Source organism: Adlercreutzia sp. St.1H8 (assembly GCF_059728655.1).
Window position 1 is genome coordinate 2,151,833 of the sequence record NZ_AP039376.1, and the last position, 15,654, is coordinate 2,167,486.

Consider the following 15,654-nt stretch of genomic DNA (forward strand, 5'->3'; position numbering starts at 1 on the left):
CGGCGGGGCACCCGCGAAAAGCCCAGGTCGCGGATGAGCCGGCCGCCGAGGCACGCGGGAGGAGGGTGCAGAACCGTCCGTATTTGCAAGGCGGGAGCCAAATCGCGAGGTTCGCGGACCCCGGGGCGCGCCGGGGAGGGAGGGCGGCGCGCCCCCGCGCGCGGGAGGGGGGCGAGAGATGGCGGGCGGGGACCCGCGGTCGGAGGCGGCTCGGACGCACGGGCGGCGCGGCGGGAGGACGCGGCGGACGGGCGGGCGGCACGGCGGGCGGGCGGCACGGCGGGGGGACAGCACGGCGGGGGGGCGGTCGGCGCAGTCGGAGGCGGGCGGGCGGGCAACGGCGCGTCCCGCGCGTGGGGGAGCAGAAACGCGGGCGCGGCGGACAGCCGTGCGGGGAGCGCTCTCCCCTACTTCCCCAGAGACTCCCTCACAGCGTCGGGGAAGACGTCGCTGAAGCCCTCGCTGAAGGAGCTGGGGACGACGATGGTGCCGCCGGTCTCGCGGACGGACTCGTAGAGCAGGTGCATGGCGCGCAGGCGCAGGGCGGCGTCATTGGCGGCGTAGAAGTCGCCCATCTCCTCCATGAGCTCGGCGATGTCCTGCTCAGCCTCCATGAGGATGATGCGGGCCTTCTTGCGCTGCTCGGCCTGGGCCTCAAGCGACATGACGTCCTGGAGCTCGGGCGGCATGAGGATGTCGCGCACCTCCACCGACAGGACGGTCACGCCCCAGGGCGACACCTTCTCCTCGAGCACGCGCTTGAGCTCGCGGTCGAGCTGCTCGCGGCGGATGGCCACCTCGGCGGCGCCTGCGCGGCCGATGGCGTCGCGCAGGGCCGTCTGGGCGGCCAGCTCCACGGCGCGGGTGAAGTCGCCCACCTCGGTGCAGGCGGCGCGCGCGTCCCACACGTGCCAGAACAGCACGGCGCTCACGTCGAGCGGCACGAGGTCGGCCGTGAGGGTCTCCTCGGCGCCGAAGGTGGTCACGCGGGTACGCGTGTCGACGCGCATGGTGTTGGACTCGATAACGGGCCACGTCCAGAACAGACCCGGCCCCGACACGCGGTTGAACCGGCCGAGACGCAGCACCACCACGCGCTCCCACTGCTGGGCGATGTGGCAGGCCGCCACGGCAAGCGCCGCCAGCACCACGGCGACGGCCACCGAGAGCGGGCCCACCGTGCCGGCTACGAGCGCCGACACGCCGAGCACCAGGCCGAAGGCGAGCGCGAACAGCACCACCGAGAACAGCACCACGCCGCCGTTGGACGCACGCTCGCCGATGACCTCGGTCACCGGATCGGGAGCCACGCGCAGGCGGCCGCGACCGCCGCGCGCCAGAGCCGGGCCCGTGCCCGTGCCCGCGCCGCCGTCCGCCATCGCCGTGGGGGCCTGGAGAGCCCGCTTTCGTCCGAAGGCCATGGCCATCACGCTCCCTGAGCGTCCGCGTCATCGCGACCGCGGTCGAAGTCAACGATGCGCGCGCCCGCCGCGCCGCCCGCCTGCGCCTCATCGTACTTGAGACGCTTGATGCGCCGCGACATGGCATGCTCGATGTCGTCGAGGCCCATTCCCATCTCGCGGCAAGCGCCAATGCAATCGTCCAGCACGCCGCGGACGCGCGCCGCCTGATCGCCCCCCAGATCGGCCGCCACGTCGCGCACGAACACGCCGCGGCCGCGCGTGGACTCCAGGTAGCCGTCGGAGACAAGGCTCAGGTAGGCCTTGTTGACGGTGTTGTAGTTGATGGAGATTTCCGCCGCCAAGCCGCGCACCGTGGGCAGCTTCTCGCCGGGCTTGAAGTAGCCCGAGGTGATGAGGTACGCGATGCGCTGCCGCAGCTGCACCCATAGGGGCACGTCGCTGGACTCGTCGATCTCGAAGGGGAACATAGGCGAAAACCTCTCTCTTGCGGTCGGGGCTATCTTACAGGATGACGCCGATGGTGGGCTGCAGGCCCGCGCCTACCACCAGCAGGCGGATCAGCAGGCCGCCTACCAGCACGCAACCTGCGGCGGCGAGGGCCGCGAGGGCGCGGACGCTCGCGGAGAGCGGGGGCGCGGGGGCGCGGTGCGACGGGGCGCGGCCGGCGCGCGGGGGCCGGGGGCCGCGGATGGCGGGCAGGCCGAGGGCGGGGTCAAGGCCGGTGTCGCGGGCATGGAGCGCGGCGCGGCGGGCGCGGGACCCGGCGTCGGCGTAAAGCACCAGATCGAGGCCGAGGGGGATGACAAGTCCCGCCAGCACGAAGCCTCCCCAGAAGAGCCAGGCTCCCGGGCCGGCCACGAGCGCGGCCACCGACGCGCGGGCTGCGGCATCGGTGAGCGTAGCGGCTGCGGCGGGGGCGGCAGCCAGGGCGTCGAGACTCGACGGGTCAGCCGCAGACGCGGGCGTCGCAACGGCAGGAGCGAGCGCGGCGGCACCCGCCGAGATGGCGGCCGCCAAGTCGGGCAAAGAGCCCCCGGCCGCCAGCCACACCGCCACGATGGCGGCTGCGACCGCCACGGCCTCCAGTGCGATGAGGGCGCCGTCAGCCAGAGCCAGGCGCGCGAGCACGACCCCGAAGTCAGCCGAAGCGCTGGTCAGGTGCGCCGTCGCCATCACGAGCGCGATGCCGCACGAGGCGGCCGAGAGCGTGAACAACGCCGGCAGCCAGGGCGTGCACCACAGCGGCACCGCGGGCATCGACGCCAGCAGCAGCCCCGTGTAGGCGGCCGTGGTCAGGGCCGCCAGAGCGGTGAGCGCCTCTAAGGTCGCCAGCGCGCCGGGCCGAACGGCCAGGGCGCCGCGCCAGATGGCGGCCAACAGCGCCGCCAGCCCGAGGCAGACCACAAGGGCCCAGGCGCCGAGGGAGATGTAAGAGGGAGTGGGCGAGACCATCAGCAGAAGCAGGCGATCGGGACGCCCCAGGTCCGCCGCCAGGCATGCGATGCCCACGGCGAGGCATGCCGCCGACACGGTAAGCGCCGGCGCGAACAGGCGCGACCAACGCCGGCCCTCGCCCGTGCGGAGGCGAGCGGCCAGAGCGGGCGCGAGGACGGAGGTGTCGGCCAAGAGGCCCATGAGGGCGCACACCAGACACCCGCCGGCGCCCGTGCCGCCCAGGAAGAGGTAACCCACCACCAGGTCGCCGAACACGCCCCTCCCCCTTTCCGCCACGCGCCCGCGCGCCCGCCTGTCGCGTCGCGGGTCCCCGACTGCGCCCGGCCTCCGCCGACGCAACCCCCAGTCCGCGCCCGGACTCCGCCGGCACACGAGAGACCCCCGTCGCCCCCAGCTCGAGCGCATTACGTGGCGTCCGCGCCTGCTGGCACGACGCGTTCCACCGACGCGCCGCATCACGCGGCGCTTCCGGCGGGGAGCACCGCGCGACGCCCGCCCTTGTCGTTCGGATTATCATAAGACAATCTTGCCTGAAGCGGTAGCTATAACCTGCGGACGTGGAATCGCCCGCCCGGCACGGGCTGCTCGACGCCGATGTCCCCGCCGCCAGGCGCGCCGAGCCCTCACTGCCACTTTTCGCCGCCCAGATGGCACTAATTTGCGATTTGGTACGGTTGCAAGCCGTCGCAGCCGTCCCAAAGACGCCCTCCCCCCGCTGCCATGCCTCAAAAACAGAGACGTTTTCCCAGGTCGCAGTTTGCCATGACGAACTTCAATATCGCCCAAGTCATCTCACAGCCGTACCAAATCGCGAATTAATGCCAGTTTGGCCGAAGAAAGTGGCGGCAGCACGTCCTTTCGGTCATCGGGAGGCACGCCGCGCGCCGCCTCGCCCGACCAGCCCGCTCCATCGCGCGGCACGGCAGGCTCCCGACGAGCTTCGCGTACGCGGGGCGTTGCGCGAAGCCGCCAGCCGTGCTATAGTGCGCGACCGTAGACATACCGCCTGCCGCCGGGTAGGCCCCAAGCACTCATTTGATGCGCATCGTTAGGCCTTTGAAGATGCTCATCAGATGGGTGCTTTTTGTTTATCCGGCCGCCGGCGATCACGGCGCGCAGCTGCACGCCGCAGCCCGACCGAAGGAGGAAGCCATGAAGCAGTTCGTCACCGAGGACTCGTTCTGGGAGCTGTTCCCCGACGCCCGCATCGGCGTGGTGGTGGCCCACGGCATGCGCCCGACCGCCGAGGTGCCCGAGGAGGACGCCCGCGCCATCGCCCGTCGCCTAGCCGAGGCGAACAGCGCAGCCGATGCGCACCTCAATTCCAACACCATCTCGCAGAACGAGGTGGTAGCCGTCTGGCGCGACGCGTACCAGAAGTTCAAGACGAAGAAGGGCGCCCGCTGCTCGGTGGAGAACCTGCTCAAGCGCGTGCTGAAGGGCAACCCCGTGGGCCCCATCACGCCGTCGGTGGACGCGTACAACGCCGTGTCGCTCGCCTACGCCCTGCCGGTGGGCGGCGAGGATATCGACGCCATGGACGGCGACATCCGCTTGGGAATCACTGAGGGCGGCGACGCGTTCCGCGCGCTCGGCGAGGACGAGGACGCCCCCACGCTCGCCGGCGAGCTGTGCTACCGCGACGACGCAGGCGCCATCTGCCGCTGCTGGAACTGGCGCGACGGGGTGCGCACGGCGCTCACGGACGAGTCGGCCAAGGCGTTCCTCATCATCGAGTCGGTGGATCCGGCGCGAGCCGACGACCTGCAGGCCGCCATTGACGAGCTGGCCGATCTGGTCGAGAGCCACCTAGGCGCGACCATCTTCGCGAAGGAGGTCGTCACGCGCGACAACCCGACCATGGTCATCGATGCGTAGGGCCGCGCTCGCCTCGGGCGCGGGCGCCGGCCCGGGCCCGGGCACGGCTGCGGGGCAGATCGCGCCCGGGGCCGGCGCCCACGTCGGCGCTTTCGGCTGCTCAAGCCGGCGCGGGGCGCGAGCGCGCGCCGCGGGGGCCGCGCGCCGCTCAGCTGTGGAAGGCGCGCCATGGACTGGGTAGTGCTCATCGCGTCCGGCATGATGGAGTCGGTGTGGGCCATCGCGCTGGGCAAGTCGGACGGGTTCGCGCACCCGGGCCCCACCGTCGTGTTCGTCGGCGCGCTCGTGCTGTCGATGGCGGGGCTCGCCTTCGCCACCAAGACGCTGCCGGTGGGCACGGCGTATGCGGTGTGGGTGGGCATCGGCGCGGCGCTCACCGTCGTGTACGGGATGGTCACCGGCAGCGAGCCGGCCAGCCTCGCGCGCATCGCGCTCATCGCGGGGCTCGTAGGGTGCGTCGTGGGCCTGAAGCTGGTCGGGGGCGAGGGGTAGGGCCCGCGGAACGCACCGGCACCCAGCCCGCGTATCCCGCGCAGCGCGCGGCCTGGCGTCGCGGCTCCGGCGCTACGGGCGCCCGCCCCCGATGCTGAGCGCCAGCGCCCGCGTCCGACGCTCAGCCCGCCAGCTGCGCGAGCAAGGCCCGCACGAGTGCCAGCAGGCGAACGTAGTAGCCGTCGGGTGCCGCCGCGCGCACCTGCTCAGCGAAGGCGTCCGCCCAGGCCAGGGGATGCTCGACAGCGAAGGAGCGGGCGGCTGCCAGCTGCTCGGCAGCGGCCGCGCCCTCCCCCGCCGCCTGGGCCTCGGCTGCGTGCCGCAGCAGCTCGCTCAGGTAGAGCAGCTCGATGCCCAGGTGATCCTCGTACTGGCGGTTGTCGTTGGACAGCTCGAGGCCCGCCTCGCGCAGCAGGCGGCGCATCTCGAAGGTAGGCTCGCCGAATCCCACGGTGACGCCCTCGGCGCGGTTCATGGTCTCCCACGGCGGCGCGGCGGGCTTGGGCGGCCCGATGAACAGGCGCGTGTACTCCACCGACACGTCGCGGACGCGCTCCTCGCGCGAGCGGTCGTCGGCGACGTCCCGCTGGGCCCAGGCAGCCAGCTCGGCCGTCGCGGCGGCCACCTCGGCCGACCCGAAGTCGGGGAAGGCCGTCCAGAAATCGGCGTCCAGACCCACATCGGCGGTCTGGGACAGCGGCCGCAGCAGCGAGTTGCCCGCGAAGGCGCAGGCGTCGGCCAGCAGCTCGGGCGATGGGATGGCATCCATGGCGAAGCCTTTCTCGAAGGGTCGGGGCGACGGCGCCCGTGCGCAGCCGCCCCGTCAGCAGAGCCGTGCCAGGGCGAGGAGGGAGAGCCGCCCCGACACGGCAGCGAATGGGCATCCTAGGCCGTCTGGGCCTCCAGCTCCAGATCGGACGCGGCGGGTGCGGCCGCAGCCTCCGCAGCGGTAGCCGGCACCAGCAGCTTGGAGCCCAGGGCCATGAAGGCCAGCGCCCCCAGGGACGGAACTCCCAGCACGATGAGCACCTCCACCACGGTGGGCGCGTAGGAGCCGGCCAGCATCCAGGTGCCGTCCAGCACGCCGGGCGCGCCGACGATGTTGGGAATGACGAAGGCGGTGAGCAGCAGCCACAGGCGCTTGCAGAGCACGCCGGCCACCACCAGGACGCTGGCGGCCACCACCAGGCCCGTCTTCTCGCGGTTCTTGGCGAACACGAGGATCAGGAACGGCACGAGCAGCCCGCCCAGGATCTCGGCCCAGAAGAACGGGGCCGTCGGGCCGCTCGTCATGACGGCCAGGGTCTCGGCGCCCGCGGCACCGGGATAGCCCATGGTGAGCACCTCGCAGAAGATGAGGAAGCCGTCGATGGCGATGCAGGTGGCCAGCAGCCCGGCCAGGGACGCGATGAGGCGCCTGGGCGTCTCGAACAGGCCTGTGGCGTTGAGCGCCACCAGCACAATGAGCAGCAGGGCCAGGCCCGAGTCCATGGCCGAGGCCACGAAGATGGGGGCCATGATGGCGCTGAACCAGCCCTCCTTGGCAATCTGAAGGCCGAAGATCCACGCCGTCACCGAGTGCACGAGCACCGCGGTGGGCAGGGCGAAGCGGGACAGGATGGACACCGCACGCTCCGCTCCCTTGCGCATGAAGCGCAGGTAGAGCACGTTGATGACCAGGTACAGCGTGATGACGACCATGTCCCACACAAGCGGCGAGGACACGTTGGGGCTCACGAGCATCTTCCACACGCGCTGGACGCCGCCCAGGTCGATGAGGATGAAGGCGCCGGCGCAGCAGATGCACACCGTGGACAGGATGATGGCGGGCATGGCCACGGCCTTGTACTTGTCGATGTGGAACACCGAAGCCGAGGAGGCCACGATGAGGCCGCCGGCCGAGAGCCCCACGAAGAACATGAACAGGGCGATATAGAGGCCCCACGAGTTGACGTTGCCCATGCCGGTGACGGCCAGGCCACCCATGAGCTGGTAGATCCAGGCGCCCAGGCCGGCCACTCCCAGCACGGCGAGCACGCCGGTCAGGAGCTTGTTCTTGGTAAGCAGTCGCATGATCGCACGCTCCTAATCGAAGTAGTGGACTTGGGGCTTGGTGCCCTTTTCTTCGAGCAGCACATAGGCATGCTTATCGCGGATGAGCCGGGAGACCTCGGAGTCCGGGTCATCCAGGTCGCCGAAGGTGCGGGCGATTCCAGGGCAGCACTGCACGCACATGGGCTCGTCGCCAGCGTCGGTCAGCTCTTTGCAAAGCGTGCACTTTTCAGCAACGCCCCTTACGCGAGCAGGCACATCCTTGTCCCCATAGTCAAAAGAAGGGTCGCGGACAGGCTCAGACCAGTTGAACGATCGAGCATTGTAGGGACAAGCGGCCATGCACATACGGCATCCGATGCAGTTGTCATAGTCAATCTGCACACGACCTTTGTCGTCTTTGTAGGTAGCACCTGTAGGGCATACCTTCAGGCAGGCCGGGTTCTCGCAGTGCTGGCAAGCGATAGGCAGGTACGTGCGCGAGAGATTGGGATAGGTGCCAAGCGAGCCGTCCAGAATATCGCAGCCCTCGGTGATCACGCGATTCCACGTCATACCCTCCGGAACGTTGTTCTGCATCTTGCAGGCGAGAGTGCATGTCTGACAACCGATGCAGCGATGCAGGTTGATGGCAATAGCTAGTCTCGTCATGATGATCACCGGCTCTTTCTCACGGCGACGAGCGTGTCGTTGAACAGGACCTGGGGGCCGAACAGCATCTTACGCTGACGCTCGATCAAGTGGGGGTTGGTAACGTTTTGCATGATTCCGTGATCAAGGTGCTGACCATAGGTGCTCTCCACCATCGTGATGCTGCCCGGACGCACGGAGTTATCCACGACCAGGGCGCAGCCGAAGCTGCCGCGATCGTTGTAGACCTCAACCCTATCGCCCTGCGCGAGCCCCAAACTCTCGGCATCGAGGGGGTTCATGGACACATGCGGCTCGAACATCGCCTGGATCCAGCTCGAACCCGAGAAGTTGGAGTGGATGCGGAAGCGAGAGCGCACCTGGTTAAGCGAGAATGGGAATTGCTCTCGCGCAGGATTCCCCGCGTACGCTTCGTCCGGCCCTTCCCAGGTGGGGAACGCCTGGCGCTCCTCAACCAGGTCATCGTAATAAACTTCGATGCGCTTGGTATCGGTTTGGTATTCTTGATTCCGGAAGAGGGATTGCGGCTTGTCAGCGTTGGGAACCGGCTGATACCCCTCATGCTCGATGAGAGACTCGACCGTGATCCCGGCATTGCGCGCCGCGTCGCTGTCAAGGGCGTTGCGCAGGTAGGCGGCATAGTTCTCAGGAACAAGATCGCCGAAACCCATCCGCTTTGCGATGGCGCACTCCACCTCGAAGTCGGTCTTGCTGTCAAACTGCTTGTCGATGATCTTCTCGATGAGGTAGACATGATCGTGCGAAGAGCGGATGCCGTTGATGTCCTCATCGCCTTCGAACTTAGTGCATACCGGCAGAAGGATGTCCACGTAGTTCGCAATGGAGGTGTAGAAGATGTCCACCAGCACTGTGAACTCAAGGCTCTTCACCCATTCGATGGTATTCTCCGCCACGGCAGCCGATTGCGTCGGCATGTCACCGAAGAACAGCGCGCCCTTCACCTTGTTCTCCTTGAAGGGGAGCTCGTAGAAGGCCACCGGCGGGGTGACTGCCTTGTACTCAGACGGCAGCTTCCACGCCTGCAGACCGAGCTTTCGCGACTGGGAGCCGCCGTTGCACTTGCCCGTGCCCGTACCCTCATAGCCGGAGTTGGCCGTGAGCGCTGCCAGCACGGCATAGGTATGGCCGGCGATATCGCTGTTTGAGAACTTGTCAATGCCGCCGAAGCTGCCCGAGAGGATGGAGGGGCCTTCTGCGTAGTCCCGAGTCATCTCCGCGATAACGTCCTCGGGAATATCGGTGATGCCCGAAGCCCATTCAAGCGTGTACTCGCGAGTCTGCTCGTCGAGCAGGTCGAGCTGAGTGATAGCCTGAACTCCCCCGACGTCAAACGTGCCCCTCAACACCGTGTCGACGCCAATGGACGTGTACGGCACGGCGGCGCCGAGAGCCCCATTCCACACAAGAGGCTCTCCCCCATCATTCTTCATCTGGGCGCCCGTCGCCTTGTCCACCAAGAAGGGGAACGAGGTGTGCGCCATCATGAAGTCGACGTCATAGAGCTCGTTGTCCAGGATATAGCGAATCATGCCCAAGGTGAGGGCCGGATCAGTGCCCGGGACAATGGGAACCCACTTGTCCGCCTTCGCAGCCGACACAGAATACTGAGGATCGACCACGTAGATCTTCGTGCCGGCCTCCTGAGCGTTGAAGAAAGCCTGGGCAAAGGTGATCGCGCTTTCCATAGGATTGTAGGACATGAGGATGATGCACTTCGACTTGGGCCATTCCCACATGGTCATGGGCGAATTCGCGTTCAGGCCCTTGGTGGCGAAGGCGCGATCGACGCCATTTCCCTGACCGCGGTCACGACCGGTCAACCCGCCGTTCTGAGCACCGAGAATGCGCGGCAGGAACGGCGTGTAGCGAGCCTTAGACTCCTCTGAGTTGGTGATGAGCAGGGCGTCCTTTCCATGCTTGTCTTGAATCGCCTTCACCTCAGTGGCAATGGTGTCGAGCGCCTCATCCCAGGTGATGGCCTCGAACTCCCCCGATCCGCGCTCGCCCACGCGGCGCATGGGAGATTGAATGCGATCCTCGCTGTAGATGTGCTGAATCTCCGAGATGCCCTTCAGGCAGATCTTGCCATAGCGATAGTCGTCGGTCTTATGCGGCTCGACCTTCACCAGCCGCCCGTTCCGCGCGGTGCACTTAAGCGAGCAGGCGCACGTGCAGTGCTGCATATGGCAGAGGTAGCCCACCCGCTCCTCCCCCTCGGCGTGGGCCTTGGCGGGGGCGAGCCAGTCCTGCGCGGTAGTCATGCCTGCCGCGCCGGCCAGGCCGAGCGCACCCGCTGCCGCTCCGGCGCCCTTGAGGAAGCTGCGCCGCGAGAGGGTTCCCCTCGAAACTGTGGTTTCTCCCATGTCTCCTCCCAGACAATTCTGACGGGACGGCGGCGCCCCTCGCGCCGGCGTTGCAACGGACCGGCCGATCGGGCCCGGGGAACTCCTCACCCCCGACCGCAGCGCCGCCTCCCCATCGCGGTTACGGTATCAGAACTGGCCTGTTCTCATGGGGACAGTATGCAAAAGTGTCGCAATACAGTCAAGGTGTATTGCGACACTTTTTCGGAAGGGTTGACCGACGCGAAGCGAAATGCCTGATCAGTGGGGATATGCGCGGGGAGATTCGAATGAGGCAGCGACGGTCGCGTCGCGACGTCCCAGCTGAATTCGCAAACGAATGTTTCACGTGAAACATTCGTTTGCGCGCGGCGATCGCGGGGCGCCCCCCGGGGGGCGGCAGGCGCAGACAGCGCGACGCAGCGGGGACGCAGCGCCACGGCGCGGGGCGCGGGGCGGGCACGGGGCGAAGCGCGGGACGCGGGGTGCGAGCGGAACGCCTCGGATGCGGGCGAGACATCGCGGGGCGATCGCGGACGCGTGATGCGGGCACAGGCCACGGGACGCCACGGAGCGAACGTGGACATGAGGCGCGGGCGAGACGTCGCGAGACGAGGCACGCCACAGCGGGAGCGCGAGACACGGGGCGGCACGCCACGCCACGGCGCGGTGATCGCAAACGCGGCGCAGGCGGGGGCGCGTCGACGTGCCTAGGCGTCCTTGCCCTCGAGGCCGCCGGGGCGCTCCGCGAAGCCCTCGGTATAGGCCGACGGCACCACGAGGGAGCTGTTCTCGTCGGCCATGCCCTCGTGGACGAGGTGCATGCGGCGCAGGTCGTAAGCTATCTCGTCGTTGCGGTACACCTCGGCCGCCTCGGAGAGCAGCTCGGCCACCATCTTCTCGGACTCCATGAGCATCAGGCGCGCGCTGCGGCGACGCTCGGCCTGGGCCTCCTGGGACATGACGTCCTGGAGCGAGCGCGGCAGGATGATGTTGCGCACCTCAACCCCCAGCACCGTGATGCCCCAGTCGCCCACCCGGTCCTCGATGGCCTGCTTGATCTCCTCATCCAGCTGGTCGCGGCGCATGATGACCTCGCTCGCGTCCGCCCGGCCGATGGCGTCGCGCAGGGCCGTCTGGGCCGTGAGCGTCACCGCGAAGCAGCAGTCCTCCACCTCGGTGCACGCCTTCTCGGGATCCCAGATCACCCAGTACAGCACCGCGTCCACGTCGAGCGGCACCACGTCGGCGGTGAGCGTCTCCTCTGCGCCGAAGGGAGTCACCTGAGTGCGCTGATCCACCCGCAGCGTGCAGTACTCGAGCACGGGGATGGTGAAGAAGATGCCCGGGCCGGCCAGGCGCTGAAAGCGACCGCCACGCAGCACCACGAAGCGCTCCCAGTCAAGCGCCACGTGGATGGAGGAGACGCCGACCAGGCCCGCGATTGCCGCCAGGATAAGGCCCGGAAGCGACACGCCGCCGGTGATGCGCCAGTCCGCCGCCAGGATGAGCGCGAACAGCACGGCGCCGAAGACCACCTGGAGCGCCACGGCTCCCAGGCGCGACGAGCGGCGATCGCGGTCGGATCGGTAGGCATCAGCCGCCATGCCGAACTCCATGTCCGCGCGCCGTCCCATCGTCACGTCGTCTTCGCAGCGCACCCCGTCCTCTCGCGGACCACGCGAAACGCCTCTCGTGCTACGACTGCTCATCGCCAGCCTCCCCTTCCCCCTCCGACCTTAGCTTCGAGATGACCTTTGTCACGAAGCGAGGGATGTCCTCCAGATCCATTCCCCGCTCGAGGCAACTCTTGACGTAGTCCTCGGTGAGCACGTCGATGTCCGAGATCACCGCCTCGGAGGCGCCGGCGCGCACGTAGGCGCCGCTTCCGTGGCGCGTGACGATGTAGCCCTCGCGCTCAAGCGCCATGAACGCCTTGCTCACGGTGTTGAGGCTCACGTGGTTCTCTGCGGCGAACTTGCGCACTGAAGGCAGCTGCTCGCCCGGCTCGTAGTAGCCCGAGGAGATGAGGAACACGAAGCGGTCGCGCAGCTGCACCCAGAGGGGCAGATTGCTCGCCTTGTCCACGTCGAACTTTGGAACCGCCTTGCCTGCCACCGCGCCTGAAGTCTCCCTCTTTCCGAAGATCCTTTTCCGGCGCCCATTATCGCACGAGCGTCGCTAATGTCATGCGACACTTCGGCGCGCCTAGGCGAAACCCCCGCCGGCGAGGGGCGCCTCGAGCAGGGGCGATCCGGCATGGATGAGCGCCCCGCGCAGGCAGGCCGCGCCGATCAGCGTGGCCGCAGCGGCCAGCGGATACGCCCAGGCGGGAAGGTCGAAGCGAAGCTGCAGGAGGTCAAGGACAAGCGGCACCCCCAGGCCCATGAGCGCGAATCCGCCGACGAACAGGCCCGACTGCGCACCTGAGACAAGCGGCGTCACGGCTTCGGCGCCGCCGGGGCCCGCAGCGACCGAGGCGAGGTAGAGCGCCGTCGCGGCGGCTTCGACGGCGATGAGGACGACGTCGGCGCGGATGGCCAGGCGCCGCGCGGCCGCCAGGCGCCTGTCGCTCGCAGCGAGCAGGACCAGCATGACCACGGCCAGGCCCGACGCCAGCGCCGAGGCGACGAACAGCACGGGGAGGCCCAGCGTGCCGAACAGCGGCGCCTCGTCCGCCTGCCCGAGCAGAAGGCCCGCGTAGGCCATGACGCCGAGCGCCGCGATGGCCGCGACGACCTGCGCCGCGACGCGAACGCCGTCGGGCACGCCGCGGCGGGGCGCATCCGCCAGCTCAAGGACGAGCGGAATCATCAGAGCCGCCGCGAGCAGGACGAGCAGGTAGGAGCCCGCCGTGACGAGCGTGGGGTTGGGTCGGAAGAACAGCTTGAGCGCCAGCTCCGGACGCCCGAGGTCGAACACAAGGCAGAGCATGCCGAAGGCGAGGAGGGCCAGGGCCGCGCCGTAGGAGGCGACGGCGACGCGGCGGCGCGCGGCGCGCGCTCGCGGGTCGCCGGAGCCGAGCCAACGACGTAGGCACCCGCGCCGAGCCGCTAGGCCGAGAAGCGCGGTCAGGAGAGCAGCGCCCGATCCCGCACCCGCGCAGAACAGATATGCCGCCACCAGATCGCTCACCAGGGGCTCCTCCCCGACGCCTCGCGCTTCCTCGGAATTCGGCAGCATTATAGCCGAGCACGCGGCGAGTAGCGGCGGAGCCGGAATACGGGAGGGCGGAAGGACGGGCGGCCAATGGGCGGAGCCGGGGGCTGGGGAGCGCGGCGGAGCCGGTGGCGAGGGGGGGCTCGGGGAGGGTCGGGCGAGGGCGCAGCGAGGGCGACCGGAGAGGCGACCGGGGGGGGGCGGAGTCGGGGGGGGGTCGCAGGGGCGGCGGCCGGGAGGGAGCAGGACCGAAGATCACCGGAATGGCGGCAGGGGCAGGTGGGAACCGGAGGGCGAAGGAGCGGCAGCCGAGGATGCGACGAAGCGCGACGGAGGCCGAGGGCGGAGTTGGGGGGGTCGCAGGAACAGCGGCCGGGGGCAGAGCAGGAGGCCGGGCAAGAGCGAGGGCAGCTGGGAGAGGCCGCTGGCCGAGGATGCGACGAAGCGCAATGGAGGCCGAGGGGCCGAAGAACAGAGGCGGGGCCAGAAGCCAGGGAGGCAACCGGGTACGGCAGGGCGCGGGGCGAGGGGCGTGGCGGGGGGCACAACCAGGGCGACGCAGAACAGCTGGCCCAGCGTGGTGCCAGTCGGTGCCGAGTTTTGCAGCGTCTTCCAGATTTCTGGCCATTTTCGCCATGGTTTACGCTGATTTCGCCGGATATTCGCGCGCTGGACTTCCCCGACCTGGGGAAACGCCGGGGCCTCCCCCTCCGAGGTGCGTAAAACGTGGCGAAAATGGCCAGAAACCTGCGAGAGGGCCAGCCGGAAGGGGGCCTCCGGCGAGAAGGCGGCTCCTCCGCCGGGGCGGGCGGCCGGCACCCGACGCGCGAACAGAACCGCGGACGCCGCGCGTCGCGATGCCCCAGGCGCCCTCGCGACGCGCCCCGGCCAATCGCTGGCGCGCGACCCTACAGGATGCCGGCGGTCTTCAGGCCGAAGTAGCCCAGCACCACCACGCCGACGACGATGCGGTACACGCCGAAGGCGGTGAAGTCGTTCTTCTTGATGTAGCCCATCAGGAACTTGATGGACAGGATGGACACGACGAACGCCGTCACGATGCCAACCGCCAGCACGGCGATCTCCGTGCCGCTCATAGCGAGGCCGCCCAGGACGAACTTGAGCGCCTTGAGCAGGCCCCAGCCGAACATCACGGGGATAGCCAGGAAGAACGTGAACTCGGCCGCCGCCGTGCGCGAGCAGCCGCACAGCATGCCGCCGATGATGGTGGAGCCCGACCGCGACGTGCCGGGAATGATGGCGAGCATCTGGAAGCAGCCGATCTTGAGGGCCGTCTTCCAGTCGATCTCGTCCACGGTGCGCACCTTGAACAGGGCGGCCTCCGCGTCGTCGCCGTCGTCGCCTGGGCCCACGCAGACATCCATCACGCGGCCGTCCGCTGCGCCGGCGGCCACCGGGCGCTCGTAGTAGTCCTGCGGGACGCGGGCATGCCGGCCGCGCGGGCGCTCGAAGACCGGCTGGCGGTCGGCGCGGCTTCCCGCCGCAGGGCGCCGCTGGCTGCGCGCAGCCAGGTAGGCGGCCTCGCGCTTGCGGTTATAGCGCTCGATCGCGATGAACGCGATGCCGTAGACGATGAGCGCGACGGCCACCGTCCACGCGTTGTAGAAGTACTCGCTGAAGAAGTCGTCCAGCGTAAGACCGATGGCCGCCGCCGGAACGCACCCGATGACCACCATGCCCCACAGCCGCCAGGTGCCGCGCTTCTCGGCTGCGGTCTTGCGCGGCGAGAACGGGTTGAGCTTGTGGAAGTACAGCACGAGCACCGCGCAGATGGCGCCGATCTGGATGACCACGAGGAACAGCTCGAGGAACTCGGGGCTCACGGCCAGCTTCACGAACTCGTCGACGAGGATCATGTGACCGGTCGAGGAGATGGGTAGCCACTCGGTGATGCCCTCGACCACGCCGATGAGCAGCGCTTTCAGTATCTCGATGATCATATCCACGGCGAAGTCCTCGTCAGATCGGCAGCAGGTCTGGAGACGCAAACGCGGCCTTACGCCGCGTCAACATCCGGTGCATGGTATCACGGGCCGTCAGAGGGAGCGTATACTTCCGGAAAGGAAACACATTTGGGGGGAAGGCACGCGGCTTTCGTCGAGAGCGCCGCCTGGCCCGCACGCGGGGGCGACAGGCGCTGGCGAAGAACCGGGCGGGAG

Annotated in this window: 13 protein-coding genes; 2 read left to right on the top strand and 11 right to left on the bottom strand. The window is 68.7% G+C overall.

From position 1 onward, the window contains the following. Nucleotides 1–407 precede the first annotated feature (407 nt). From AC6I0Y_RS08500 to nrfD (AC6I0Y_RS08510), 3 genes are read right to left on the bottom strand one after another with little or no spacing between them, the layout of a single operon-like run. A complete protein-coding gene (locus AC6I0Y_RS08500) occupies nt 408–1,421 on the bottom strand; it encodes a slipin family protein (protein WP_370520342.1) in 1,014 nt (337 codons plus the stop codon). Nucleotides 1,422–1,426: 5 nt separating this feature from the next. Next, a complete protein-coding gene (locus AC6I0Y_RS08505) occupies nt 1,427–1,891 on the bottom strand; it encodes a GntR family transcriptional regulator (protein ID WP_160710613.1) in 465 nt (154 codons plus the stop codon). A gap of 34 nt (nt 1,892–1,925) precedes the next feature. Then, a complete protein-coding gene (nrfD, locus tag AC6I0Y_RS08510) occupies nt 1,926–3,134 on the bottom strand; it encodes an NrfD/PsrC family molybdoenzyme membrane anchor subunit (RefSeq protein ID WP_497730906.1) in 1,209 nt (402 codons plus the stop codon). 897 nt (nt 3,135–4,031) lie between these two features. On the opposite strand from nrfD (AC6I0Y_RS08510), the gene AC6I0Y_RS08515 reads away from it, so the two are divergent. Next, nucleotides 4,032–4,757 (top strand): B3/B4 domain-containing protein, encoded by a 726-nt coding sequence (locus tag AC6I0Y_RS08515; protein ID WP_497730908.1) that lies wholly within the window; start codon nt 4,032–4,034, stop codon nt 4,755–4,757. A 168-nt stretch (nt 4,758–4,925) separates the two neighbouring features. Continuing rightward, complete coding sequence (locus AC6I0Y_RS08520; protein WP_497730911.1) at nt 4,926–5,249, top strand: DMT family transporter; 324 nt, start codon at nt 4,926–4,928, stop codon at nt 5,247–5,249. 121 nt (nt 5,250–5,370) lie between these two features. Here AC6I0Y_RS08520 and AC6I0Y_RS08525 read toward each other — a convergent pair whose 3' ends face one another. The 8 genes from AC6I0Y_RS08525 to AC6I0Y_RS08560 all read right to left on the bottom strand — a co-directional run bounded on the left by AC6I0Y_RS08525 (nt 5,371) and on the right by AC6I0Y_RS08560 (nt 15,435). Further along, the gene (locus tag AC6I0Y_RS08525) at nt 5,371–6,018 is read right to left on the bottom strand and encodes a TorD/DmsD family molecular chaperone (RefSeq protein WP_497730914.1); all 648 of its coding nucleotides are present in this window, start codon (nt 6,016–6,018) and stop codon (nt 5,371–5,373) included. Between the two features lie 116 nt (nt 6,019–6,134). Then, nucleotides 6,135–7,322: an NrfD/PsrC family molybdoenzyme membrane anchor subunit gene (gene nrfD / locus AC6I0Y_RS08530; RefSeq protein ID WP_497730917.1), complete on the bottom strand. Its 1,188-nt coding sequence runs from the start codon at nt 7,320–7,322 to the stop codon at nt 6,135–6,137. Nucleotides 7,323–7,334: 12 nt separating this feature from the next. Next, nucleotides 7,335–7,952, bottom strand: a complete 618-nt coding sequence (locus AC6I0Y_RS08535; RefSeq protein WP_497733658.1) for a 4Fe-4S dicluster domain-containing protein — start codon at nt 7,950–7,952, stop codon at nt 7,335–7,337. 5 nt (nt 7,953–7,957) lie between these two features. Continuing rightward, on the bottom strand, nt 7,958–10,336 hold the full coding sequence (locus tag AC6I0Y_RS08540; protein ID WP_497730920.1) for a molybdopterin-dependent oxidoreductase: 2,379 nt from the start codon (nt 10,334–10,336) through the stop codon (nt 7,958–7,960). Nucleotides 10,337–11,025: 689 nt separating this feature from the next. Then, on the bottom strand, nt 11,026–11,976 hold the full coding sequence (locus AC6I0Y_RS08545) for a slipin family protein (RefSeq protein ID WP_497730923.1): 951 nt from the start codon (nt 11,974–11,976) through the stop codon (nt 11,026–11,028). A gap of 37 nt (nt 11,977–12,013) precedes the next feature. Continuing rightward, nucleotides 12,014–12,433: a GntR family transcriptional regulator gene (locus AC6I0Y_RS08550; RefSeq protein WP_497730926.1), complete on the bottom strand. Its 420-nt coding sequence runs from the start codon at nt 12,431–12,433 to the stop codon at nt 12,014–12,016. Nucleotides 12,434–12,523: 90 nt separating this feature from the next. Beyond that, complete coding sequence (nrfD, locus tag AC6I0Y_RS08555) at nt 12,524–13,450, bottom strand: NrfD/PsrC family molybdoenzyme membrane anchor subunit (protein ID WP_497730929.1); 927 nt, start codon at nt 13,448–13,450, stop codon at nt 12,524–12,526. A 932-nt stretch (nt 13,451–14,382) separates the two neighbouring features. After that, nucleotides 14,383–15,435 (bottom strand): undecaprenyl-diphosphate phosphatase, encoded by a 1,053-nt coding sequence (locus tag AC6I0Y_RS08560; RefSeq protein WP_497733660.1) that lies wholly within the window; start codon nt 15,433–15,435, stop codon nt 14,383–14,385. Nucleotides 15,436–15,654: the final 219 nt, after the last annotated feature.

What these genes read in the sequence shown, in the direction of transcription:
- AC6I0Y_RS08500 (WP_370520342.1), bottom strand. Translation starts at nt 1,421, where the DNA reads ATGGCCTTCGGACGAAAGCGGGCTCTCCAGGCCCCCACGGCGATGGCG.
- AC6I0Y_RS08505 (WP_160710613.1), bottom strand. Translation starts at nt 1,891, where the DNA reads ATGTTCCCCTTCGAGATCGACGAGTCCAGCGACGTGCCCCTATGGGTG.
- AC6I0Y_RS08515 (WP_497730908.1), top strand. Translation starts at nt 4,032, where the DNA reads ATGAAGCAGTTCGTCACCGAGGACTCGTTCTGGGAGCTGTTCCCCGAC.
- AC6I0Y_RS08520 (WP_497730911.1), top strand. Translation starts at nt 4,926, where the DNA reads ATGGACTGGGTAGTGCTCATCGCGTCCGGCATGATGGAGTCGGTGTGG.
- AC6I0Y_RS08525 (WP_497730914.1), bottom strand. Translation starts at nt 6,018, where the DNA reads ATGGATGCCATCCCATCGCCCGAGCTGCTGGCCGACGCCTGCGCCTTC.
- nrfD (WP_497730917.1), bottom strand. Translation starts at nt 7,322, where the DNA reads ATGCGACTGCTTACCAAGAACAAGCTCCTGACCGGCGTGCTCGCCGTG.
- AC6I0Y_RS08535 (WP_497733658.1), bottom strand. Translation starts at nt 7,952, where the DNA reads ATGACGAGACTAGCTATTGCCATCAACCTGCATCGCTGCATCGGTTGT.
- AC6I0Y_RS08540 (WP_497730920.1), bottom strand. Translation starts at nt 10,336, where the DNA reads ATGGGAGAAACCACAGTTTCGAGGGGAACCCTCTCGCGGCGCAGCTTC.
- AC6I0Y_RS08560 (WP_497733660.1), bottom strand. Translation starts at nt 15,435, where the DNA reads ATGATCATCGAGATACTGAAAGCGCTGCTCATCGGCGTGGTCGAGGGC.